Origin of the sequence: Desulfocurvibacter africanus subsp. africanus DSM 2603, from assembly GCF_000422545.1 — a bacterium.
In the GTDB taxonomy this organism is placed as follows: domain Bacteria; phylum Desulfobacterota; class Desulfovibrionia; order Desulfovibrionales; family Desulfovibrionaceae; genus Desulfocurvibacter; species Desulfocurvibacter africanus.
The window spans coordinates 19,016-39,914 of sequence record NZ_AULZ01000031.1 but is presented as its reverse complement, the minus strand read 5'-3'; the positions used below and the strand labels follow the sequence as shown (position 1 = coordinate 39,914).

Here is a 20,899-nt window from a genome sequence, read left to right as displayed (position 1 = left end):
CCGCCGCGCGTAGGCGTAGGCGCAATTCACTTGCGCCGTCAACGCCGGAGCGGGCGTCTTAAAAGCAATCTGCTCTAGGACAAGCCTGTTGGCTCGCGAAATGAAATGCGATAAGCAGCAGACCATGCACACAGCTTTCATTCCAGGCAAGTTGCTCCTTGCCTGCCTTCTGGTGATGGCCGTTATGTTGAGCCGGCCCTGCCCCGTGCTGGCCCAAGTGCTCAGCGTCCGCCACGAAATCGATGTGCGCCTGGACTTGGCGACAAAAACTCTGCGTGGCAGGGATGTCGTGACGGCCCAGATTCGCGATGCGGCCGAAATCGTCCTGCATCTTGGCTCCCAAGTCAGCGTAACCAAGCTGGATCTCGGCGGCAGGCCGGCATCCTATAAAGCCGAGGATGGTGTGCTGCGCGTGCCCCTTCCGGCGAACGCGCGCACCGGCGACGTGCGTCTCGCCGTGGAGTACGTGGGCCGGTTCGATGATCCGTGGCCCGAGAACCCCCATGTATTCGACAATCCCGGCTATGGCGTGGGCGCAACCATCACTTCGGACGGCGCCTTTTTCCTTGCCGGCAGCGGCTGGTATCCGCGCCTGGATGCTCGGGAACGCAGTTTCCTCGTCACGGTGCGCGCTCCGCGCGGCATCTACGCCGTGACCTCGGGCACGCTCATCGGCCATGGCGATCCAGAGGGCGAGAGCGTGTCCAAGTGGATTTGCGCTTCCACGCCCGAAGAACTCGCACTTTTTGCCGGCCCCTTTATACAGGACATGCGCCGGATCGGGCAGATTCCCGTCTACACCTATTTCTATCCAGACAGCGTGCAGTTTTCGCCGGTTTACCTGGAGGCCGCGGCGCGACATCTGCAGTTCTTCTCCAGGCTGCACGGCGCCTATGCCTTTCCCAAATTCGCAGTGGTGGAAAACTTTTTCCCCACGGGCTACGGTTTTCCTTCATTTACTCTGCTTGGCTCGCAGGTGCTCCAACTGCCGTTCATTCCCGAAACCAGCTTGCGCCACGAAGTCGCCCATTGCTGGTGGGGCAATGGAGTGCTCGTGGACTCAACCGGCGGCAACTGGAGCGAGGGGCTGACCACCTATGTGGCCGACTATCTGGCCAAGGAGCAAGTCTCGACCGAGGAATCCGTCGAGTACCGCCGCCAGATCCTGCGAGACTACGCCCTGTTGGCGGCGGGACAGGAAGATTTCCCCTTGCGCCGGTTCAGCTCCCGCATCAGTCCGGCATCGCGCGCCGTGGGTTACGGCAAGGCCATGTTCGTCTTCCACATGGCCAGGCGCAGGGTGGAGAACCGGGCTTTCTGGCAGGCCTTGCGTGACGTCTATGCCAAGCGACTGTTCAAGCCTACTTCCTGGGAGCACTTCCGTGACGCCTTCGTGGCTGGAGGTTGGGATGCGGCCGAAGCTAACGACTTTTTCAAGCAGTGGCTGGAGCGAACGGGCGCGCCACGGCTGCGCCTGGGCAAGGTCGGGGTTGAGCGCATGGGCGCGCGTTGGACCGTACGGGGCGAACTGCTGCAAACCGAGCCGTATTATGACCTGCATGTGCCCGTGCGGCTTCAAACCACGACTTTTGGCGAAAACCAGTTGGTGCATCTGAGCGGCCCGCGAGCCGCGTTCAGTTTTTCCTCGCTCGATCAGCCCGTGGGCCTGGACGTGGACCCCGAAGCGCATGTCTTTCGGCAGCTTGCGCCCGAGGAGATTCCCGTCACTGTCAACAGCATCAAGTCGGCCAAGGCGTTAGTGGCGGTGCTTGGCGGCTCCATGGATGAGGCCTACCTGCCGGTGCTCCGGCTGCTTCTGGAAAGCCTGGGGCAGGGCGGGGCCGAGATCATACGCGAAAAGGAAGTCGGTGCAGCCGCTCTTGCCCGCCGCGACGTGCTTTTCCTGGGCTTTCCCATTACGGACAAGGGTCGGGAGGCTGTGGCCTCGGTGCAGCGCAATAATTGGCAGGTGCTGGAGCAGCTCTCCCAGCAGGAGACCTTGGCCTTGGCCAGGAGCGATGCGCAGCTCTTGGCGTATGCCGACCCCGAGCGGCCGGGCCGGGTCGTGGCTTTCTTCGTCCCGCGCCCATCGATTGACATGCAGGCCACCGAGGAGGCCGCACGGAAGATCACGCATTATGGCAAGTACAGCTATCTCGGCTTCGAGAAGGGTGTTAACACGGTCAAGGGTATTTGGGAGCCTCAAGACTCGCCTTTGTCCGTGGACTTCGAGGAGGAGTGATGGCTTGCGTGAGATGCCTTGCCCTGATCGCGTTGGCTCTGTTTCTTTGCATCCCCGCCGATATCCGCGCCCAGGCCCGGGAAGCAGATGCCCTCGACCTGACCCTGCGCGATGTGCTTCGCGGTCGTGACGTGCCGCTGGCAAAGGCCGCGCATCGGCTGGCCGAGGCCAATGTGGTGCTGGTGGGCGAATCGCACGACGATCCGGACCACCATGCGGCTCAACTCCAGATAATCAACAGCCTGCGCCTGTCGGGATACCCCGTGGCCGTGGGCCTGGAAATGTTCCAGCACCGCGAGCAGCAGATCCTGGACGATTGGGTGGTAGGCAATCTCTCCGAGAGCGACATGGCCAAGGCCTTTGCCCGCAACTGGGATGCGAGCTGGCCGCTTTACCGCCCCATCTTCGAGTACTGTCGCCAAGAGCGGATTCCCATGATCGGGCTCAACGTGCCGCGCGAAATTACCCGGCAAGTAGCCAGACAGGGGTTCTCTTCCCTGAGCCGCGAGCAAATGGGCCAGCTTCCGCCCGTGGTGTGCATCGTTGACCCGGCCTACGAAGCCTTCTTGCGCAGGGTTCTGGGCACGCACGCCGGTGACGGCGAGTTCAATAAATTCTGCGAGGCCCAACTCGTGTGGGACACGGCCATGGCCTATTACGCAGGGGAGTACCATGTCAGCGATCCTGAGCGGACCCTGGTTGTGCTCACTGGATCCGTGCACGCATGGAAGCCGGCCGTGCCGGCACAGCTGCGCAAGCTCCATCCCGAATTGTCCAGCCTGAGCGTGCTACCGGCCGAATCGGGTGTCGAGCCCGGCCGGATTACCCCCAAGGATGCTGACTACTTGTATATGCGCGGGGGGTAGGAAATATTTTGGAGCGCTCGGCCGCCGGCCCGGCAGTCAGCATCGAGAAGCAGGGGCTTGGGCAGCGCCTGGGCTTGTGCTAGAGCATGGGGCAGATTGGAAAGCTAACCCGCAACAAGGACGTCAGACCATGCGCACAAAAATCATCGCCACCCTCGGGCCGGCATCCATGGACTACGAGGTCATGAAGGTCCTGGCCCAGAACGGCGTAAGAGTTTTCCGCCTGAATTTCTCCCATTCCGACGCGGCCTTTTTCGAGCCTATCGTGCGCAATATCCGCCGGCTGGAGAGCGAGCTGGGCATTCCGCTCACGGCCCTGGGCGATTTGTGCGGCCCCAAGGTGCGCATCGGCGACGTGCAGGGCTCCCCTCTGAGCGTGGAGCGCGGATGCATGGTTTACCTTGGCCTGCCTGAAATGGAAGGCAAGGCCGAGGGCTGCGCCTTCATCAGCCTGGATATTCCCGAGCTGCTGGTTGGCCTGGAGTCGGGCATGCCCGTGTCCCTGTCCGACGGCATGCTGCAGTTCACCATCACGCAGACCGCGGTGCACAACAAGCTCTATGTAATGGAGGCCTTGAACGACGGCATCCTGACCTCGCACAAGGGCATTGCCTTTCCCGGCAAGTTCCATCCCATGCCGGCATTGACCACCAAGGACCGCAAGGACCTTCACGAGGGCCTGGAGATCGGCCTGGACGCCGTGGCCTTGTCCTTCGTGCAGCATGAGCAGGATATCATCGACATCAAGGAAGAGATCCGCAAGCACGGCACCTGGATTCCGGTCATCGCCAAACTGGAACGCAAGAACGCCCTGGATCGCCTGGAGCCTATCCTGGAGCTCACCGATGCGGTCATGGTTGCGCGCGGCGACCTGGGCCTGGAGTGCTCCATGGCCGAGCTGCCGGTCATCCAGAAGCGCGTGCTGCGCGCCTGCCGCCACGCCCACAAGGGCAGCATCGTGGCCACGCAGATGCTCCTGTCCATGGTCCAGAACCCTGTGCCCACGCGGGCCGAAGCCACGGATGTGGCCAATGCGATCATGGACGGCGCGGACTGCGTGATGCTCTCGGAGGAGACGGCCGTGGGCAAGTACCCCGAGCGCGTGGTGCGCTTCATCAATGAAATCTCCATGAGCGCCGAGGCGTACTTCCTGGAACGCATCCAAGGGCCCTACATGCCCAAGAAGGAGAAGAATCCGGTCAAGTACCTGGCCTATGCCGCGGCGCTGTTGGCCGAGAACGCCGAGAGCAAGGCGATCATCAGCCATTCGGACAGCGGCAGCACCGCGCGTTTCCTGTCCAGTCGCCGACCGGCCACGCCCATCTACTGCCTGACGCCGGACGAGCGGGTCATGCGCTACATGAACTTCTTCTGGGGCGTGAACCCGCGCAAGGCCGACACGTCCATCGAGCGGCACATGGCGCGCGTGGAACGCTTCGTCCAGGATAACCCCGCCTTCGCGCCGGGGGACAACGTGGTGCTCACTTCGGGCCAACCCACGCCTGGCCAGGGCGAACGGCACACCAACGCCCTCAAGATTTACTACAAGTAGCCTTTCACCTTGCGGCCGCCTCGGCATTTCAGAGGCGGCCGCAAGGAGCATTCCACCCGCCAGGGACATTTTTTTGATATGAGCCCTCCAGGCTCCGCGTAATTCATTGGCGGATTGCCATGGTCGCGGAGTCTCTCCGATACCTGTCCAGCCTTGCCCGGGCGCAGTGATCCCACCTGATTCGGAAGTCCATGCGAAAGGAAAAGAATTGCCCGTTTTCTCGCGCATCTGCTAGGGTGGCAGAGTGGGATATTCGTGTCAGGAGGCTCCATGAATGCCAATAAGCGTTTCCGATCGGCGGACAGAAACGGCTTGGGCAGAGGGATGCATGCCGGATGGCTTGCACTGCTCCTGCCTGTACTTGTGGCGCAAGCCACGTACACAAGGCTGACAACTCCACGCCTGCCCGTAGCGGCCGGTCCGGATGAAGGCGAAATTCCTGGTCGATATCCCGCTCTGCGTTTCCTGGCTTTAGGCGAATCGACCGTGGCCGGAGTGGGTGCGGCCACCCAGGACCAAGCCCTGACTTGCCAATGCGCCCGGTGGCTGCGAGATCTCACAGGACGGGCCGTGTGCTGGAAGGCCGTGGGGCTGAGCGGCGGCAATGCCAGAAGCCTCTTGGTGCGCATGCGCGCCATGGAGCGTGTGGAGGCGGATTTCGCGCTGGTTGTCTTGGGCGTCAATGACGTGGTCGCGTTCCGTGCGCCCGCCAAATGGGCCCAGGATCTCGCTTCGCTCGTCCTGGCGCTGCGCGAGCGTAGCGGCAATATTCCGGTGCTGCTGGCTGGTGTGCCGCCGGTGGAGCGTTTCACGGCCCTGCCGCAGCCCCTAAGGGATTGCCTTGGCCGGCGGGCACGGGTCCTTGACCGTGAGGCCCGGCAGCTTGTTTCGCGCCTGCCGGGCTTAAGCCACTGCCAGACTCCCTTGCCACGGCCGGATCAGCTTGCCGAGGATGGATTTCATCCGAGCCCAGCCGGCTACAGCGGCTGGGCCTGGGTATTGGCCCATGCCCTGGCTACCATGGCGCGGCTCAGCCCCGACGAGCTGGTGGCCGAGCGTGCCGCGGTGACCTACTCCCCCATGTGCTTGAGCGGAAGGCATGCGGCGTGAGCTGGGAGGTAACGCTTGCCTGGGTTCGCGCAATATGCTGGCCGCTTGCCCTAACCTTGATCCTGACATGGCTGGCCGTGGGGTGCGCCGCCAGGCTGCCCGAGGGCCGTGAGCCAGGCCCCGGCACCTACCTGCGCACCATGGAGCGTGGTGACATGGGTTTTCGGCGCGAGTATCTGCTGCATGTACCCAAGAGCTATGTTTCTGGCCGTCCCGCGCCCTTGGTGGTCGTGCTCCATGGCGCGTTCTCCACGGGCGAGGCCACGGCCCGCTTCAGCGGCTTCAACGAGTTGGCAGAGCGTGACGGCTTCGTGGTCCTGTACCCGGAAGGAGTGGGCCTGTTCGGCCTCCTGCAGCACTGGAACGCAGGCTTCTGCTGCGCCATGGCCCAGCAGACCGGTGTGGACGACATCGGTTTTCTTTACGAGGCCATTGGCGAGGTTTCGGAACGCCTGGATATCGATCCGGCGCAGGTCTTCCTGGTGGGCACTTCCAACGGCGGCATGCTGGCCTTTCATTACGCCGCGCTCCACCCCGAACAGGTGGCCGCCGTGGCCACGATGGCGGCCAGCGTCGGCGGCAGGCTCATCTTCGAGTCCCAGGACCACTTCGTGGGCGAATCACCGGTAAACCTGGCCATGGCTTCTCCGACTCTGCCGCCGTCTTCGCCTGCGCCATCCCCTGCTGCAACCGAAGACACACCGCCGGTGTCCGTGCTCATGTTTCACGGCAACGCCGATGAAACCGTGCCCTTCTACGGCGGCCAGAGCGTGCGGCATAGCAGCGCCTGGTTCCTGTCCGCCGACGAGAGCGCGCACTTCTGGGTCAAGCGCAACAGGTGCGAGGGCATGCCCGAGGTGAGCTTTCAGTGCGACGCCAAGGTCAGGCGCAAGGCCTGGACCGAGTGCGCACAGGGCAGCGAGGTGGTGTTCTACGAGCTGGCGGGCTGGGGCCACTACTGGCCCAACAAGGTCCCGGATGGCGATTTGGAGGCCTTCCAGGGGCTGGACGCCGCCTCGGTCATTTGGGAGTTCTTTAAGCGCAACGCCCGCAAGCCCGAGCAGGTTTCAGCGGCCGGTCACGAGGCAGCTCGGCCCGTGGAAGGTCTGGCTTGTGTTGCAGCGGATGAGAGCCAGTCCTTTTAAAGCTGATTGCATTTGAAATGGGGGGTCCAGGGGAATCATTTCCCTGGTGGGAGGGTCTGGGAGGGCAAAGCCCTTCCCAGTTTCTGCCAGCTCTTGTGCAAAACGCTCTAAAAGCAATCGGCTCTAGAGCATTTTGCTTTTGAAAATGCTCTGCAAGCCATGCGGCGGCATGGCTTGCCGCTAGCTTCGGCGCAGGCGCAATTCACTTGCGCCGTCTGCGCCGGAGCGGGCGTCTTAAAAGCAATCTGCTCTGAAGACCGATTGAACTGCGCGAGCCCGGGGGGCGTCCGCCTTGGTGAGCAGGGCAAGCGGGGAGGGCAAGCCTCTCCAGACTCTTGCGCGATCACAGGCGTTTCGAGATTGACTTCGACAGGGATCACGAGAAGGTGTAGCCCTCTCGACCTTCAAATGCCTTACCTACGTATCTTCAAGAGCGATGACCACGGCGCTGTTGTTGCCGCCGAAAGCCAGGGACTGGGACAGACCTGCTTTGCCCTTAATCTGTGTACGCTCCGTCACGGGGGAGGACGGGAAACTCGGGTCCACTTGGGTAAGGCCCAGGCTGGCCGGGATTTTGCCCAGCTCCAGGCAGGCAGCGGTAAAGACCGCCTCGATGGCTCCGGCCGCGCCCAGGGTGTGGCCGGTCATGCCCTTGGTGGACAGATAGGGCACTCCAGGCAAGGCCTCGGGCAGGACCAGGCTTTCCACGCGGTCGTTGTCGGGGGTTCCCGTGCCGTGGGCGTTGACAAAGGCGATATCCGAAGGTGCGAGGTTCGATGTGCGCAACGCATCGGAGAGGGCCGCGCGCAGGCCTGCGCCGTCCGGCTTGGGCGCGGTGGGATGATAAGCGTCGCAGGCCGAGCCGTAGCCCAGCACACGGAAGCGAGGCTTGCAACCCAGCTTGACGGCGGCCGCGTCGGACAGGAGCAGGAGCATGGCCGCGCCTTCGCCCAGGTTGAGGCCCTTGCGGTTCGCGTCAAAGGGCTTGCACGGCTCGGAGTCGAAGATCATGAGCGAATTGAAGCCGAGGTAGGTCACGCGGCATAATTCGTCGCTGCCGCCCGCCAGCACCGCGTCGCACAACCCGGCCGCGATCCACTCGGCGGCCAGCCCCACGGCGTCGGTGCCTGAGGAGCAGGCATTGACCACGGTCTGCACCGGGCCGCGCAGATCGAACTCCCGCGCCAGCACCGAGGCCGGATTGCTGTGCAGGAAGCGCGTGATGGGCTTCATGCTCGGCCGGCCGCCTGTGCGGTACTCGCGATAGAATTCCTCATTGTTCATGGCGCTGCCCACGGTGGTCCCCACGAGCGCGCCCACGCGCAGCCCGGACAAAGCAGCCGGCGTAAGTCCGGCCATGGTCAAGGCCTCGCGGGCAGTGGCCACGGCCATGGCGGCCGTGAGCGTGGTGTCCTCGCGCCGGGCCAGGGGCTCGACTGCGATGAAACTCTCCGGCAGCTCGAAGACGGGGTTGCGTGTCGGCAAATTCGTCGAGAGCCGCGCGGGCGGCCTGGGATCGCGTTCGCCCCGGAACAGAGCGCGGACGCACTCGTCCACGCTCAATCCGGCCGCGCACAGGCAGCCCAGGCCGGCCACGGCCACGCCTCGGCCGCGAATGCTCATTGGGCCTTCCGCGCGTCGATGAAGCTGGCCAGGCTGCCGATATTCTGGAAGGCGGTCTTGCCCTCCTCCATGTCCTTGATCTCGACGCCGAAGTGCTTCTGAACGAGCACGACGATCTCCACGGCGTCCAAGGAGTCGAGACCAAGGCCCTCGCCGAACAGGGCAGTGTCGTCGGTCAGTTCCTCTGGAGTCACGTCCTCCAGGTTGAGTTCGTTCACGAGAATGTCGCGCAGTTTGGCGCTGGTCGTCATGGTTTTTCTCCTTGTGCGTAGGCTCTGGCCGTGGGTTCGGCCGCATCCGTGCGTTCCGCCGGACCGCCGGCCCACATGTCGAAGAAGTTGAAGAATTGGTATGGATGCTCGCCCACAAAGGCCTCCAGGGCCTGTACGAACTGGCGGGCGTAAGGGGCCACGCCCGCCCGGCCGCGAGGCAGGCGCTCGGGAACATTGATAATCCGTGCGATCTCCAGCACGTAGGAATCCGGGCCGCTCTTGTGCGAGAGCATGACCACCACGGGCGCGCCCGTGGCCGAGGCCAGCTTGTAGGCGCTGACCGGGAACTGGGCCGGCTCGCCCAGGAAGGGCAGGGCCAGGGCGCTGCCTTCGCTGCCAAAGGTCCGGTCGCCCATGACACAGACCACCTCGCCGTTTTTAAGCGCGGCGATCATGTCCAGGGTGCCGCCCAGGTAGCCCGAAGGGTCGATGATCTTGAAGGGCATGTCACCCTTGCGGTGCTCGAACCAGTGGCGGTCGACATCGCCGGCCTCGCGGGTGATGAGCATGTTCACGGGCATGCCCAGGAAGTCGATGGCCGACATGGCCGCCTGCCAGCAGCCCACGTGCGCGCCCATGAGGATGAAGCCCTGGCGGGCCTCCATCAGTGGCGTGAGCTTCTCGCGGCCGCGAAATTCCACTTTCAGCCGGCCGGGACCAAGGATGCCGACCATGGCCCGGTCGATGATTGCCTGGGCCAAGGCATAGCTCAGCTTGAAGCTCTGGCGGAAGTTCGCGCCCTCGCCGGGGAAGCGGCGCACGAGGTATGGCCGGCAGCGCTCGCGCAGGTCGGGCCGCAGGAGCATGTACCAGCCCACCACCAGCCGGGCGAAGAGGTACGCAGACCAGCGCCCGCCCAGGCGGATGAGCAGATAGAAGAACTGATGCTGCCAGCGGGCGCCAACGCTGCGGCTGGACCAGCGGCGTTGTCTATTTTCCGACATAGCGCCGCACCGCCTTCATCTGGAGCCTGATGGACACGGCCGCGCTCCAGGCTGTGAAGCCCATGGCCAGGGCCAGCAGGGGGGCCAAGGCCACGGAGCCGATGACCCATTCCCAGGCCCGATCCAGGAACTGGGTGCCCAGGGTCTGCATGGACAACTCGGTAAGGAACTGCCCGTGGCGCAGGAAATGGCCCGCCTCCACGGCCAGGGCCGGCACCAGGGGCGGCATGCACAATTGGCTGGCGGCCAGGGCCACGAGCCGGTTCAGGCGCAGGTAGCCCGCGGCCAAAAGGATGGACACCGAATGCACGCCCAGCAGCGGCAGGGTGCCCAGGAATATTCCCAAGGCCACCGACAGGGCGATGTCCATGGGCGTGGCGCTGCCTTCCAGGAGGTTCCTGAACGAGCGCACGGGATGGCGCAGGGACACGGCCTTTTCCGTCTTGCCGCTTTGCAGGAGCTTGTCATGGGGCCAGGGCAGCATGGAACGCACTGTCAGCCGCGTGTTGAGCAGCGAGAGGCGCAGGTTGTCCACGAAACCCCGGAAATGCGACACGCGCTCCTCGGCCGGCGGGTAGTGCACGCTGATGGCCACGTCGCGCAGGCTCAGGCCGGCCCAGACCGCGCGCACGAGCACCTCAACCTCGAAGGAGTAGTGCGTCTCGGAAAACTTCAGTCGCCGCAGAACGTTCACGGGATAGGCCCGGAAGCCGCTCTGGGTGTCGGACAATCTTTGCCCGGTTTGCACGCGCAGCCAGAAGTTGGAGAATTCGCGGCCGAAGCGCGAGGAGCCTGGCACATTGGCCGTGTTGAAGTCTCGTGCGCCAACCACGATGGACATGGGCTCCTCGGCCAGAACCTGCAGGAACTTGGGGATGTCCGCCGGATCGTGCTGGGCGTCCGCATCCAGGGTCACGATATGCGTAAAGCCCAACTCCTCGGCCCGCGCCGCGGCGGTAAGAATGGCCGCGCCCTTGCCCTGGTTCACCGGGTGGCGGATGACCTCGACTCCGAGCCCTTCCAGCACGTCGGCGCCCCCGTCGCTGGAGCCGTCGTCGACCACGAGCAGCGGACCGAAGGCCATGGCGCGTTCCGCCACGGAACGCAGGGTGGCCGCGTGGTTGTAGACCGGAATGACGATCAGATGGCGCGCGACTTCAGTCATCTAAGCCTTTCCATAGCGGTTGCTGCTGTGCGCGAAGGACCAGAACGAGCGCAGGTTGGCCAGGAATCTCATCCAGCTTTGCGGCGAGCGCCAGAGCATGGTCACATAGTCCCAGAGCACCTTGGGCCGCGTGAAGTGCGATTTGTAGAAGTCCCGGTGCAGTTCGTCCAATCGCTCGCGGGTCATGCCCTTGGCCACGAACAGGAAGTGCATGCAGTCCATGCGCTGCCAATCCTCGTCGAACTCGCCGAGCTGGCCGTTCGCGGCCTTGATCTCGTCGTAGATGGGCGAGCCGGGGAAGGGCGTGAATTTGGTCATGTTCAGATCGTCAACGGGCAGGGAGAACACATAGCGCTTGGTCTTGGCGATGGTCTCCTCAGTCTCGCCCGGCAGGCCCATCATGAGCAGGCCCTTGACCCGGATGCCGTGGCGCTTGACCAGCTTGATCTTTTCGCCCAGGTCGCCCAGGTCGATCTTGCGGTTCTGGCGTTCCAGCAGCGCCTGGTCGCCGGTCTCGATGCCCAGGCTGGTCATCCAGCACCCCGCGGCCTTGAGCCGGCGTATCAAGTCTTCGTCGATGTGGTTGGCCCGCACCGCGCAGTTGAAAGTCATGCCCAGGGGTTTTGCCACGAGCATATCCGTGAACTCTTCCACGCGTTTTTTGTGGAAGGTGAACTGGTCGTCGTAGAAATTCACGTGGCGGATGCCGAAGCGGTCGCGCAGATGGCGCAGGTGCTCGTAGAGGTACTGCGCGGAATTGAAACGGTAGCTGCGGCCGAAGACCGAACGGTCGCAGTAGCTGCACGCGTACGGGCAACCGCGGCTGGAGGAGCAGCTCGTATTGGGCGCGCGCGGATAGTTGAAGATGGGCAGCGTGTAGTCGTGCGGAAATCCGTCGAGCTTCTCGTAGGCCGGGAAGGGCAAGGCATCCAGGTCGAGCAGGTGCTCGCGGCGGCCGTTGAAGGTCGGCGTGCCGGAGGTGTCCCGCCAGACGAGGCCGGGAATCGAGGCCGGATCATCCAGGCCGCGTTCCATGATCTCGCGCATGGTCTCTTCGCCCTCGCCCACCACGACCATGTCCACGGCCGGGAATTCGGCCAGCACGCGCTCGCGCAGGGCCGAGACGTGCGCGCCGCCGAAGATCGTGGTCACGCCGGGCAGCTCGGCCTTGGCCATGGCCGCTATGCGCGCGCCGTCCAGGAAGGACGAGGTCGTGCAACTGAAGCCGATGAACGCCGGCCGCTCCGTGCGCAGGTAGTCCTGCACGGTCTTGTCCGAGCCCGGCCGGGCGAAATAGTCGGCAATTGTCGTGCTGAAGCCCTTGGAGTCCAGCCAGGCCGAAATGCTGGCCAGCCCGAGCGGCGGCATGACGTTGGCCTTGCGCGAGATGTCGTTGCCGGCCGAGCCCGCGGAGTAGCCCAGCGGGTGCACGAGCAGGATCTTCCTGCGGTCGAGAGGCTGAAGCGCGCTCATGTCTTGACCCTCCTGGGCTTGTCCTTGCGGAAGGAGATCAGCTTATCCCACATGAGGCCGCGATAGCCGAAGCGCTGCATGACCTCCATGCGCGCCTGGCCTTCCGAGGGCGGAAAGATGCGCTCGCGGCGGCCGGCGAATGAGGTCAGCATGGCTTCGTGCATGGCCTGCACGTCCACGTGCGGCGAGAAGTAGTAGGCCGGCTTGAGCAGGGGCGTATCATCCGCCAGCACTCCCTGGGCGCGGGCGATGTCCAGCAGGCGCGTGCCGGGCAGGATGCGGATGCCAGAGAAGGCGAAAACCACGCACTGCTCCAGGCGCTCCAGGTTGGCCAGCCCCTCGCGCACCGTGTCCATGGTCTCTCCCGGTCCGGCGAACATGACGAAGTGCGCCACCGGGATTTCCTGGGCCACGCAGGCCTGGTTGAAGGCCAGGGCCTCGGCGAAGCTGAAGCTCTTGTCCAGGCCTGCCAGCGTCGCGTCGCAGGAAGCGTCCGTGCCCAGCTCCACGGCGTACAGACCCGAGCGCTTGAGCAGGGCCAGCTCTCCGGCCGTGATGGGCATGGGCTTGAAGAAAGCCGACCACTTGATGTTCAGCCCGCTTTTGATCAGAGCCTCGGCGACTTCCAGGTAGTGGCCGCCCGGATCGTTGAACACCGAGTCCGTGAAGAACACGTGGTCGATGGCGAACTCCGCGTTCATGCGCGCGAGATCCTCCACCACCGCTTCGGGCTCGCGCAGCCGCAGCACGCGGCCCTCGATGCACGGATAGGTGCAGTACACGCACTTGAAAGGGCAGCCGCGTTTGGTCTGCAGATTGACCATGCCGCTGCCGCCTACGTAGAAATCCACCAGCTCGCGCACCAGCAGCGGTTGGGCCATGTCGCTGCCAGTGAGCCCCGGCCCGGACGAGCGCGTGATGCGCTCGGGCTGCTCCCCGCGCGCGAGCCGCGCCAGCAGCTCCGGAAAGGCCTTCTCGCCTTCGCCCACGATGCCGAAGTCCGCTCCCAGGTAGTCCAGGATCTCCTCGGGCATGATGGAGAAAGCCGGTCCGCCGATGATCACCGGCGCGCCCGAGGCCTCGCGGCACAGCTGCGTCAACTCCCTGGCCTGGGTCAGATACCAGCCGCTCTCGCCGCTGAAGGAGTCCACGTTGTCGATGTTGCGCAGGGACAGGCCCACGCAATCAGGCGCGAACCGCTTGATGGCGCTTGCCAGCCCGGCCGTGTCGCGGCCCGAAACGAGGAAGTCGAACTGGCGCACCTCATGGCCTGCGTCAGTCAGGGCGCGGGCAACCACGGCCATGCCCAGCGGGTAAACCGGATAGGGGTCCGTGGTGGTGTTGGTGGCCAGCAGGAAGACCTTGCTCATGGCGTCCTCCGCCTAAACGGCGGGCTTCTCCCGCTTGAAGACCCGGCCCTGGCGCGGGTTGTAGCGGCGGTAGGTTCCGTCGTCCATCTCGCGCCGGATGACCTGCTTGAACAGGTTGCCCATTTTGAGCTGATAGCCGCCTTCGGCGTAGAACTCGTCCCAGGCCCAGTAGTAGAGCTCCTGGAGTTTTTCGGGCGTCATCTGCTTGGGCTGGAACACGACCTTGTCGCAGGTGTACTTGCTCCAGTCATTGGACAGGATGCGACCCTGCTTCTCGAACTTCTCGCGGATGGGGGTGTGCGGGAAAGGCGTGAGCACCGTGAACTCGGCGATGTTCAGCTCGTTCTCCATGAGGAAGTGGACCAGCCGCTTGACGTAGTTCTCGTCCTGATCATCTGTGCCGAGCAGGATGGTGCCCTCGATGCCAATGCCGTGGGCCTTGAGCTGCTTGATGCGCTCGCGGATGACGTCGGAAGTGTCGAAGACCGCCTGGTACACGTACCAGCAGCCGGCCTGGGCCGCCAAATCCAGCACTTCGTCATCATACATGACCGGGTGCGAGACCCATTTCTTCTTGAGCGGGATCATGGCCTTGAACAGGTCCTTGAGCCACTCCTTGTCCTGGGCCAGGGAGTTGTCCACGATGAACAGCCGGTTGTTGGGAATGGACTCCAGCTCCTCCACGACCTTGTCGATAGGTCTGGGCCGGAACACGCGACCGCCCAGGTAGCTCGTGCAACAGGGAAAGCAGTTGAACTTGCAGCCGCGCGAGGCGTGCACCAGATCGACCATCTGCACGCCCCGGTAGTTGTACAAGTCGCGCTTGAGAATGTCGCGCCGCGCCGTGCCGACCAGGTTGATGTCCGGGTGCACGCGCAGGTAGTCGTACAGCGGTTTGAGCTTGCCGGCCTTGAAGTCTTCGATGACCTGCCCGAAGCGTCCCTCGGCCTCGCCCAAAAATACGGAATCAGCGTGCAGGGCCGCTTCCTCGGCGTGCAGCATGGTGGCTATGCCGCCGAAGATGACCTTGACGCCCTTGGCCCGATAGGCATCGGCGATGGCGAAGGCCCGCGGCATCTGGCAGGTGAGCATGACCGACAGCCCCACCAGGTCCACCTGCTCGTCGAAGTCCACGGGCTCGCGGTTTTCGTCCGTGAAGGTCAGGTCCACCTCTTCGGGCACCGTGGCCGCGAAGACCACCGGGCCATGAGGCGGAAGATGAAATTCGGTCTGGCGCTCCAACTTGGGCCAGGACGGATAGATGAGCTTCATGCGCATGGATTATTCCCCCACGGGTTTGCGCCTCGGGGCGCTTGAGATCGAAAGAGTTAGCAGCCTCCGGACGAGGTCCGGCAGGCTGTCCTGCGGTTCGCGCGACGATTCGGCGTCCAAGGCCACGGTGTCACCGTCCAGCAACAGGCGTCCGTATGCCTGGCGGCCTTGGGCGCGGCGTTCGGATTCCAGGACCAGAAAAATGGAGCCGGCCGGGCCTTGACCGCAAGGCCAATCCAGAGCCGGGACATCGCAGGCGCCGGCAAGCATGAGCTCCGCCTCGCCGAACTCCAGGGCTTCCAGGCCAGCACGCACGCCGGTCAACCCGAAGGCTTGCGGCTCGTGAAGCATGCAGGTCGGGCCGCGCAGTCCGAAGCAGATGGCCGCCTCGGCTACGATGGATGTAGGCAAGGTGAAGGCGAACAGGTTGGGACTGGCCAGGATGGGGCCCTGCATGGCCGTGGCGAAATAGTCCAGGTCGGTTCGCAGGCAGCCCACGCAGGTGGTCGCCGCCAGTCCGGCGGACTCGCCCAGCGGGCCTTCCAGTCCGGCATCGCGCAGGGCCATGACCACGCCGGCCAGGCCGGCCTTGCAGTAGGCATCCATGCGCCCGAAGCGGGGGTGCTCGGCGAAGAGATCCTGGCGGCGCACCTCGGGCAAAGTGCCGCAGGCGAGCGCGAAGGCGTCTCGCCTGCCCTGACCCAGCCCGGCGGCAGTGAGCCAGCCCATGCCCGTGACGAGCGCGCTCATGGCTGGCCTCCGGAGAGTGAGCTAAGAGTGCCTCCGGCGGCCGGGGAGGATGATCCCCCCCGGACCCCCGCGATGTTTCCAGGAGAAGAAAAGAGCAGGGCTGCGTTGATGCCGCCAAAGCCCGAGTTGGTGGTCAGGAGCAGGCCTGCGGGCAGGGGAGTGGGCTCGCTGCGCACAAGGCCTGCGGCGGCCGGGTCGGGCTCGCTCATGCCGATGGTCGGCGGCAGCATGCAGTCGGCCAGCATGCGGCAGCACAAGGCCGCCTCGATGCCGCCGGATGCTCCCATGGCGTGGCCCAGGGCGCCCTTGACTCCATGCACGGGAACCTTCCGCTCGCCGAACACGCTTCGGAAGGCGGTCAGTTCCATGGCGTCGTTGTAGACCGTGCCCGTGCCGTGGGCGCAAATGGCGGCCACATCGTCCGGGTTCGCTCCGGCCACGGCCAGGCAGCGGTTGACCGTCGCGATGAGTCCGCAGCCGTTGCGCGCCGGGGCTGTGATGTGCGTGGCGTCGTTGGCCACGCCCCATCCCGCCAGGCGGGTCAGGATGGGCCGTTTTTCGGCTTTGGCGCGTTCCTCGGACATGAGCAGCAGGAACGCCGCGCCTTCACCCAGGGTCAGGCCGTCGCGTTTGGCGTCAAAGGGTTTCGCCGGCTCGGGCGACAGGGCGCGCAGGGATGAGAAGCCCGTGAACACGAATTCGCTGACCAGGTCGGCGCAGACGACCAGCACGGAATCGGCCTTGCCGTGAGCAATGAGCGCCCCCGCACGGGCCAGGGCGATGGTGGCCGAGGCGCACGCTCCGCTTACGGTTTCGCATCGGCCGCACAGCCCAAGACGGCGGGATGTCTCTTCGGCCAGCAGGGACGGCGGCACGTCTTCCTTGCGGCCGTGGCCGTGGCGCGCGATCGACTCCAGCACGTCAATGCCGGCCTTGGTCGTGGCCGCCAAAAGAGGCGTATCCGCCGCAAGGGACGGAGCGCCGTCCAGCAATCGGTCCAGCAAGGAGAGAAGCAGGCTGCGGCTGGTCGAATCCCTTTCCAGGCCCGGCACGCAGGCCGCCCAGCGGCTGATGCAGCCCGTGGCATCGAAGCGCGCGACCGGAGCGATGCCCGAGCGGCCGGCCAGCAGCCCCCGCCAGGTCGCGTCCAGATCGCCCAGAGCCGTCACGGCCCGGGCCTCGACCACGGCCACCCTGTTCATGCCAGCTCCCCGGCTTTCCAGCGCGCGCAGAAATCCTGATAGAACGGCGGCGGTGCGATGAGCAGGTCCAAGTCCTTGTCGAGCATGAGCTGCACGCTGTAGCCCGTGGTGGTCACCACGCCCTCGGCGTTGCGCAGGATGAATTCGTAGTTGATGCGCGCGGCCTCGGTCCAGTGCAGCAGGGCCTCGATGCTGAACTCTTCCTTGAAGCGCAGGGGCCGCTGGTAGTCTATGTGCATCTGCTTGATGGGCGTGAGGATGCCCTGGCCGTGGAAGTCCAGGTAGCCGATGCCGTAACGGTCGCCCAGGGCCACCCGGGCGTCCTCGCAAAAGCTCGGATAGCGGCCGTGCCAGACTATGCCCATCACGTCCACTTCCTCGAAGCGCACCCGCCGCTGCACGCTGATGCGCAACGGTGCCGGAGTGCCGGGCTCGTTACGGAAATAGGCCTTTCTGCTCATGCCGCGTCCTGGGGTGCCGTGAGCACGAAGGACGAGGCGGCCTCGCCATTCACGCTCAGGCGCACCTCGAATCCCGCGCAGCCCTTGAGCATCACGCGCCGGCATTCGGCCAGCACTTCTTCGCCCGGCCGCACCTCGCGCACGAACTTGGCTTTCTCCACGGCTGCCGCGACCAGGGGTGCGCCGGTTTCATTCTGCGCCAGATCCTCGGCCACGATTTGACCCACAAGGATTTGCACCACTGCCGGCAGCAGCGGATAGCCGGGAAAGTGGCCCGCAAAGCCAGCAAAGTCATGTCCGAAGCGGAAGCGGCCTACGTAGGCTTCACCCAGAGGGCCGAATTGTCCCAATCTGGCCGCGAGTATTTCCTGTCGCATCCTGTTCATTGAAGAGTTGCCTTATTGGTCTTGAGCGTCAGCCTCAAGCCCGCTCGTGTATGCGTGTAGACCACGGTGGACGGGAACAACCTGTCGCCGGCCTGCGCGTAGTCCTTGTAGTCCACGGTCCAGAAGCGTTCCGGGCTCATCTTGCGCACGGGCTCGGCCGTGGCCGGGTCCAGGAAGACGAAGACCGGGTCCTCCTGCCAACTGGCTTTGGCCACGGGGCCGTAGGGCGCAAGCCATACGGGCGTGTCGGCCGACAGGCGCGGCACGAGGTAGATATTTCGCACGCTCTCGGCGAGCATGGTTGCGACCTCGGGGAAGCGCCGCAGGTCGGGGGCTACGAAATGTTCGGTCTGGCCCTGCTCCGAGACTTCCAGGTCGAAGAATTTGACGCCCAGCGAGTTCATGGCCACAACGCGTGCCGTGCGCGCCGCCATATCCAGGCGTACGAAGCCGGACATGAGCAGTTCGTGGCCGCGTGATTCCAGAAGCACGGTCTGTTGGATATGCCAGTTGCCGGGAGCTTCATTCCATTGTCTGGCCGCCAGCGCCTGGACCTGATTCTCGGACAGGCGTTCCCAGGTGGGATCGATGCGGAAAGAACCGCAGCCTGTCAGAGCGAGCAGTGCCAGTGCGCACAGGCAGAAGACAAGCTTTCTAATCATGCTGACTCCTCGCCAGGGCCGGCAGGAGCAGGAGGGCGCCGGGAAGCGTCCCGGCCATGCCCACGAGCACCGTGAGGCCGATGGAGTTCAAGGCCGGATGGCTGGCCAGAGCCAGGGAGCCGAAGCCGGCCAAGGTGGTCAGGCCCGACAGGAGCACCGCGTGCTCCGTGCCCAGATCCGTGCGCCGCTCCAGACGTTCGAGCATGAACACGCCGTAATCCACGCCCAGGCCGATGACCAGGATAGCCGCGGCCATGTTGTAGAGATTGAAGGACATGCCGCCCAGGCCCATAACGGTCAGCAGACCGGCCACGCCTGCAAACACGGGCGTCATGGCCAGCAGGACCCGGCGCGGGCTGCGCAGGGCGATGAGCAGGATCAGGCTCACGCTCAGGCAGGCCAGCAGAAGGAAGCGCACGAAGTCGTCGCGCAGGGCTTGACCCAGGTCGCGGCCGAAACGGCTTTGGGATACGAAGCGGGCTTGGCCTTGCGAGGCCTCGGCCGTCAAACGAGCGGCTTCGGCTGTGTCCGGAGCCAGGGTCAGCACTCCCCAAGGCTTGCCGGTATCCTGCGGCGGCAAGAGCAGTCCCTCGTACATGCGCTCCAGGCCGAGCGCATGCAGTCCCTCGGCCGAAAGGGGCGCGACGTCCTGTGTGATGAGGTTGCGAAAGGGTTCGAAGGCTTGCTTCGAGAATCCCAAGGCTCGGCCTTCCTCGTGCAGGACTTTCAGCAGGGCGGGAGCGCGGTCTTCCCAGAAGGCGTTCCAGCGCTCGCGACTGGCGGCCTGGGTCGATTCAGCCGGCAGCAGGGCCGCAAGACTGACTACTTCGCCGGAGGGCAGCCCGCCACGCAGGCCGGCATACAGGCGATCATTGGCCTCCAGGGCCTGCTCCAGGCTGTCGCCCTGCACGAGCACCATGGCCTTGCCGCGCACATCGCCCCAGGTCTCGCGCACCTGTGTCTCGGCCGCATCGATGGCCTTGGAGGTCAGCCCCAGGGCGCGCAGGTTGCCGTCAAAATGTATGGCGCGCCCTTGCCAGCCCGCCAGGGCCAGCAGGCACAGGCCGAGGGCCACGATGAGCGGACGGCGCCCTTGGGCCAGTCTCGTGAAATCCGGCAGCGGGAAACGCTTGAGAGGCGAAGGGGTGATGAGCTGCGGCAGTACTACCAGCGACAACAGCAGGGCCATGGCCAGACCGGCTATGGAGAACACGGCCAACTGGCGCTGAGCCGGCAGATCGGACAGGAGCAGCACGCCGAAGGCTGCCATGGTCGTGGCCGCGCCCAGCAGCACCGGCCGGGCCACCCTGGCCAGCAGCGTGGCTTGTCCTTCGCCGCCCTGCTTGAGGGCTATGAAGGCGTGCAGGCCGTAGTCCACGCTGATGCCCAGCAGCACGCCGCCAAAGCCGAGCGTGATGCCCGACACGTCGGAGAAGGCCAAGGACACGGCCACGCCGCCGGCGCACAGCGCGCCCAGCGGAATGAGCAGCACCCAGCCGGCCTGCAGGCTGCGCAGGAAGAGCAGGAAAATGGCCAGCAAGGCCACGCACGACACGACCATGATGAGGCGCATGTCGGCCTTGATGGCAGTGGCGTTGGCCTGCGCGTACAGATGGCCGGAGACGATGCTGGCCGTGATGCCTTCGGGCAGGACATTCGCCGCAATGGTATCGAATGCTCGCAGCAGCCGCTCCGATCCCGACGAGTCGGTGATGTCGATGGGCGTCTCGGCCACGAGCAGCGCGTGCCTGCCGTCGCCGCTCACGAACACTCCATCGCGCAGACGGATGCCGGGCAGCAGGTTGGCCGCGGCGATGCCCTTTAGAGCCGTGGCGCGAAAATTGAGCGGGTCCAGGCGTACAAGGTCCTTCATGGCCCAGCCCTCGGGACCGTTCATGAGCGCCCAGTCCGCGCGCAGACCCTCGCGTACTGCCTCGGGAGCCAATTTGGTCTCCAGGGCGCGCAGGGACTCAGGCGTGGCGTAGTTGGGCTGGTTGGCCAGGATGGCCGTGAGCGTTCCCGGCCCGGCTTCGGCCGGCGGACCGTACTCCACCCGCGTGAACAGGTCGTGGGCCTGGCTGGTTGCCAGGGCCTCGGCCAGGTTGCGTGCCGCTGTAGTCAAGCCCGATGCGGCGGTATCATCCTTGGCGCTTACGGTCACCAGGGCTTTGTGCAGAAAGGGCGCCCGATGCAGGAGTTCGAAATCCGCGAACAGGCTCTCGGCTTGGTCCGGGAGCATGGCCATGATGTTTTCGGAAACGCGCATGCGCAGCATGCCTGCGCCGAGCAGCAGGAACAGCCCCAGCGTCGCAATGAACAGCAGCGTGCGTCTGGGCTCCAAGACTCTGTAGAGCCTGGCCAGAATCGGCGTGCTGGTCATGCTGGACCTGCTTGGCGTGCGGGA

At 64.8% G+C, this 20,899-nt stretch carries 18 protein-coding genes; 5 read left to right on the top strand and 13 right to left on the bottom strand.

The window, feature by feature from the left end:
- Window positions 1–124 precede the first annotated feature (124 nt).
- The 5 genes from H585_RS0116880 to H585_RS0116860 all read left to right on the top strand — a co-directional run bounded on the left by H585_RS0116880 (window position 125) and on the right by H585_RS0116860 (window position 6,915).
- Window positions 125–2,242, top strand: a complete 2,118-nt coding sequence (locus H585_RS0116880; protein WP_027368685.1) for a M1 family metallopeptidase — start codon at window positions 125–127, stop codon at window positions 2,240–2,242.
- Window positions 2,242–3,108, top strand: a complete 867-nt coding sequence (locus H585_RS0116875) for a ChaN family lipoprotein (RefSeq protein ID WP_014261571.1) — start codon at window positions 2,242–2,244, stop codon at window positions 3,106–3,108. The genes H585_RS0116880 and H585_RS0116875 overlap by 1 nt, the downstream gene beginning before the upstream one ends.
- Before the next feature lie 130 nt (window positions 3,109–3,238).
- Window positions 3,239–4,660: a pyruvate kinase gene (gene pyk / locus H585_RS0116870; RefSeq protein ID WP_014261570.1), complete on the top strand. Its 1,422-nt coding sequence runs from the start codon at window positions 3,239–3,241 to the stop codon at window positions 4,658–4,660.
- A gap of 270 nt (window positions 4,661–4,930) precedes the next feature.
- Window positions 4,931–5,770: an SGNH/GDSL hydrolase family protein gene (locus H585_RS0116865; protein WP_027368684.1), complete on the top strand. Its 840-nt coding sequence runs from the start codon at window positions 4,931–4,933 to the stop codon at window positions 5,768–5,770.
- Window positions 5,767–6,915 carry an extracellular catalytic domain type 1 short-chain-length polyhydroxyalkanoate depolymerase gene (locus tag H585_RS0116860; protein WP_027368683.1) on the top strand — a complete coding sequence of 383 codons (1,149 nt, stop codon included), beginning with the start codon at window positions 5,767–5,769 and terminating at the stop codon, window positions 6,913–6,915. The genes H585_RS0116865 and H585_RS0116860 overlap by 4 nt, the downstream gene beginning before the upstream one ends.
- A 417-nt stretch (window positions 6,916–7,332) precedes the next feature.
- On the opposite strand, the gene H585_RS0116855 is transcribed toward H585_RS0116860, so the two are convergent.
- Genes H585_RS0116855 through H585_RS0116795 form a run of 13 tightly spaced genes read right to left on the bottom strand, consistent with a single transcriptional unit; the run spans window position 7,333 to window position 20,875 of the window.
- Complete coding sequence (locus tag H585_RS0116855; protein WP_027368682.1) at window positions 7,333–8,538, bottom strand: beta-ketoacyl-[acyl-carrier-protein] synthase family protein; 1,206 nt, start codon at window positions 8,536–8,538, stop codon at window positions 7,333–7,335.
- Complete coding sequence (locus H585_RS0116850) at window positions 8,535–8,789, bottom strand: phosphopantetheine-binding protein (RefSeq protein ID WP_005984269.1); 255 nt, start codon at window positions 8,787–8,789, stop codon at window positions 8,535–8,537. The genes H585_RS0116855 and H585_RS0116850 overlap by 4 nt, the downstream gene beginning before the upstream one ends.
- Window positions 8,786–9,754: an LpxL/LpxP family acyltransferase gene (locus H585_RS0116845; RefSeq protein WP_027368681.1), complete on the bottom strand. Its 969-nt coding sequence runs from the start codon at window positions 9,752–9,754 to the stop codon at window positions 8,786–8,788. The genes H585_RS0116850 and H585_RS0116845 overlap by 4 nt, the downstream gene beginning before the upstream one ends.
- Window positions 9,741–10,919, bottom strand: a complete 1,179-nt coding sequence (locus H585_RS0116840; protein ID WP_014261565.1) for a DUF2062 domain-containing protein — start codon at window positions 10,917–10,919, stop codon at window positions 9,741–9,743. Before H585_RS0116840 ends, H585_RS0116845 begins: the two co-directional genes overlap by 14 nt.
- On the bottom strand, window positions 10,920–12,392 hold the full coding sequence (locus tag H585_RS0116835) for a B12-binding domain-containing radical SAM protein (protein ID WP_027368680.1): 1,473 nt from the start codon (window positions 12,390–12,392) through the stop codon (window positions 10,920–10,922).
- Complete coding sequence (locus H585_RS0116830; protein ID WP_027368679.1) at window positions 12,389–13,762, bottom strand: lipid biosynthesis B12-binding/radical SAM protein; 1,374 nt, start codon at window positions 13,760–13,762, stop codon at window positions 12,389–12,391. The genes H585_RS0116835 and H585_RS0116830 overlap by 4 nt, the downstream gene beginning before the upstream one ends.
- Before the next feature lie 12 nt (window positions 13,763–13,774).
- Window positions 13,775–15,040 carry a B12-binding domain-containing radical SAM protein gene (locus tag H585_RS0116825; protein ID WP_005984264.1) on the bottom strand — a complete coding sequence of 422 codons (1,266 nt, stop codon included), beginning with the start codon at window positions 15,038–15,040 and terminating at the stop codon, window positions 13,775–13,777.
- Between the two features lie 3 nt (window positions 15,041–15,043).
- Window positions 15,044–15,784, bottom strand: coding sequence for a beta-ketoacyl synthase N-terminal-like domain-containing protein (locus tag H585_RS0116820; protein ID WP_027368678.1), 741 nt, complete (start codon window positions 15,782–15,784; stop codon window positions 15,044–15,046).
- Entirely contained in the window at window positions 15,781–16,986 is a 1,206-nt protein-coding gene (locus H585_RS0116815) for a beta-ketoacyl-[acyl-carrier-protein] synthase family protein (RefSeq protein WP_027368677.1), read from the bottom strand. Before H585_RS0116815 ends, H585_RS0116820 begins: the two co-directional genes overlap by 4 nt.
- Window positions 16,983–17,447 (bottom strand): acyl-CoA thioesterase, encoded by a 465-nt coding sequence (locus tag H585_RS0116810; RefSeq protein WP_014261560.1) that lies wholly within the window; start codon window positions 17,445–17,447, stop codon window positions 16,983–16,985. The genes H585_RS0116815 and H585_RS0116810 overlap by 4 nt, the downstream gene beginning before the upstream one ends.
- A complete protein-coding gene (locus tag H585_RS0116805) occupies window positions 17,444–17,833 on the bottom strand; it encodes an ApeI family dehydratase (protein WP_027368676.1) in 390 nt (129 codons plus the stop codon). The genes H585_RS0116810 and H585_RS0116805 overlap by 4 nt, the downstream gene beginning before the upstream one ends.
- Entirely contained in the window at window positions 17,830–18,495 is a 666-nt protein-coding gene (locus H585_RS0116800; RefSeq protein WP_027368675.1) for a hypothetical protein, read from the bottom strand. Before H585_RS0116800 ends, H585_RS0116805 begins: the two co-directional genes overlap by 4 nt.
- The gene (locus tag H585_RS0116795) at window positions 18,488–20,875 is read right to left on the bottom strand and encodes an MMPL family transporter (RefSeq protein WP_027368674.1); all 2,388 of its coding nucleotides are present in this window, start codon (window positions 20,873–20,875) and stop codon (window positions 18,488–18,490) included. The genes H585_RS0116800 and H585_RS0116795 overlap by 8 nt, the downstream gene beginning before the upstream one ends.
- Window positions 20,876–20,899: the final 24 nt, after the last annotated feature.

What these genes read in the sequence shown, in the direction of transcription:
- H585_RS0116880 (WP_027368685.1), top strand. Translation starts at nt 125, where the DNA reads ATGCACACAGCTTTCATTCCAGGCAAGTTGCTCCTTGCCTGCCTTCTG.
- H585_RS0116875 (WP_014261571.1), top strand. Translation starts at nt 2,242, where the DNA reads ATGGCTTGCGTGAGATGCCTTGCCCTGATCGCGTTGGCTCTGTTTCTT.
- pyk (WP_014261570.1), top strand. Translation starts at nt 3,239, where the DNA reads ATGCGCACAAAAATCATCGCCACCCTCGGGCCGGCATCCATGGACTAC.
- H585_RS0116865 (WP_027368684.1), top strand. Translation starts at nt 4,931, where the DNA reads ATGAATGCCAATAAGCGTTTCCGATCGGCGGACAGAAACGGCTTGGGC.
- H585_RS0116855 (WP_027368682.1), bottom strand. Translation starts at nt 8,538, where the DNA reads ATGAGCATTCGCGGCCGAGGCGTGGCCGTGGCCGGCCTGGGCTGCCTG.
- H585_RS0116850 (WP_005984269.1), bottom strand. Translation starts at nt 8,789, where the DNA reads ATGACGACCAGCGCCAAACTGCGCGACATTCTCGTGAACGAACTCAAC.
- H585_RS0116845 (WP_027368681.1), bottom strand. Translation starts at nt 9,754, where the DNA reads ATGTCGGAAAATAGACAACGCCGCTGGTCCAGCCGCAGCGTTGGCGCC.
- H585_RS0116840 (WP_014261565.1), bottom strand. Translation starts at nt 10,919, where the DNA reads ATGACTGAAGTCGCGCGCCATCTGATCGTCATTCCGGTCTACAACCAC.
- H585_RS0116835 (WP_027368680.1), bottom strand. Translation starts at nt 12,392, where the DNA reads ATGAGCGCGCTTCAGCCTCTCGACCGCAGGAAGATCCTGCTCGTGCAC.
- H585_RS0116830 (WP_027368679.1), bottom strand. Translation starts at nt 13,762, where the DNA reads ATGAGCAAGGTCTTCCTGCTGGCCACCAACACCACCACGGACCCCTAT.
- H585_RS0116825 (WP_005984264.1), bottom strand. Translation starts at nt 15,040, where the DNA reads ATGCGCATGAAGCTCATCTATCCGTCCTGGCCCAAGTTGGAGCGCCAG.
- H585_RS0116820 (WP_027368678.1), bottom strand. Translation starts at nt 15,784, where the DNA reads ATGAGCGCGCTCGTCACGGGCATGGGCTGGCTCACTGCCGCCGGGCTG.
- H585_RS0116815 (WP_027368677.1), bottom strand. Translation starts at nt 16,986, where the DNA reads ATGAACAGGGTGGCCGTGGTCGAGGCCCGGGCCGTGACGGCTCTGGGC.
- H585_RS0116810 (WP_014261560.1), bottom strand. Translation starts at nt 17,447, where the DNA reads ATGAGCAGAAAGGCCTATTTCCGTAACGAGCCCGGCACTCCGGCACCG.
- H585_RS0116805 (WP_027368676.1), bottom strand. Translation starts at nt 17,833, where the DNA reads ATGAACAGGATGCGACAGGAAATACTCGCGGCCAGATTGGGACAATTC.
- H585_RS0116800 (WP_027368675.1), bottom strand. Translation starts at nt 18,495, where the DNA reads ATGATTAGAAAGCTTGTCTTCTGCCTGTGCGCACTGGCACTGCTCGCT.
- H585_RS0116795 (WP_027368674.1), bottom strand. Translation starts at nt 20,875, where the DNA reads ATGACCAGCACGCCGATTCTGGCCAGGCTCTACAGAGTCTTGGAGCCC.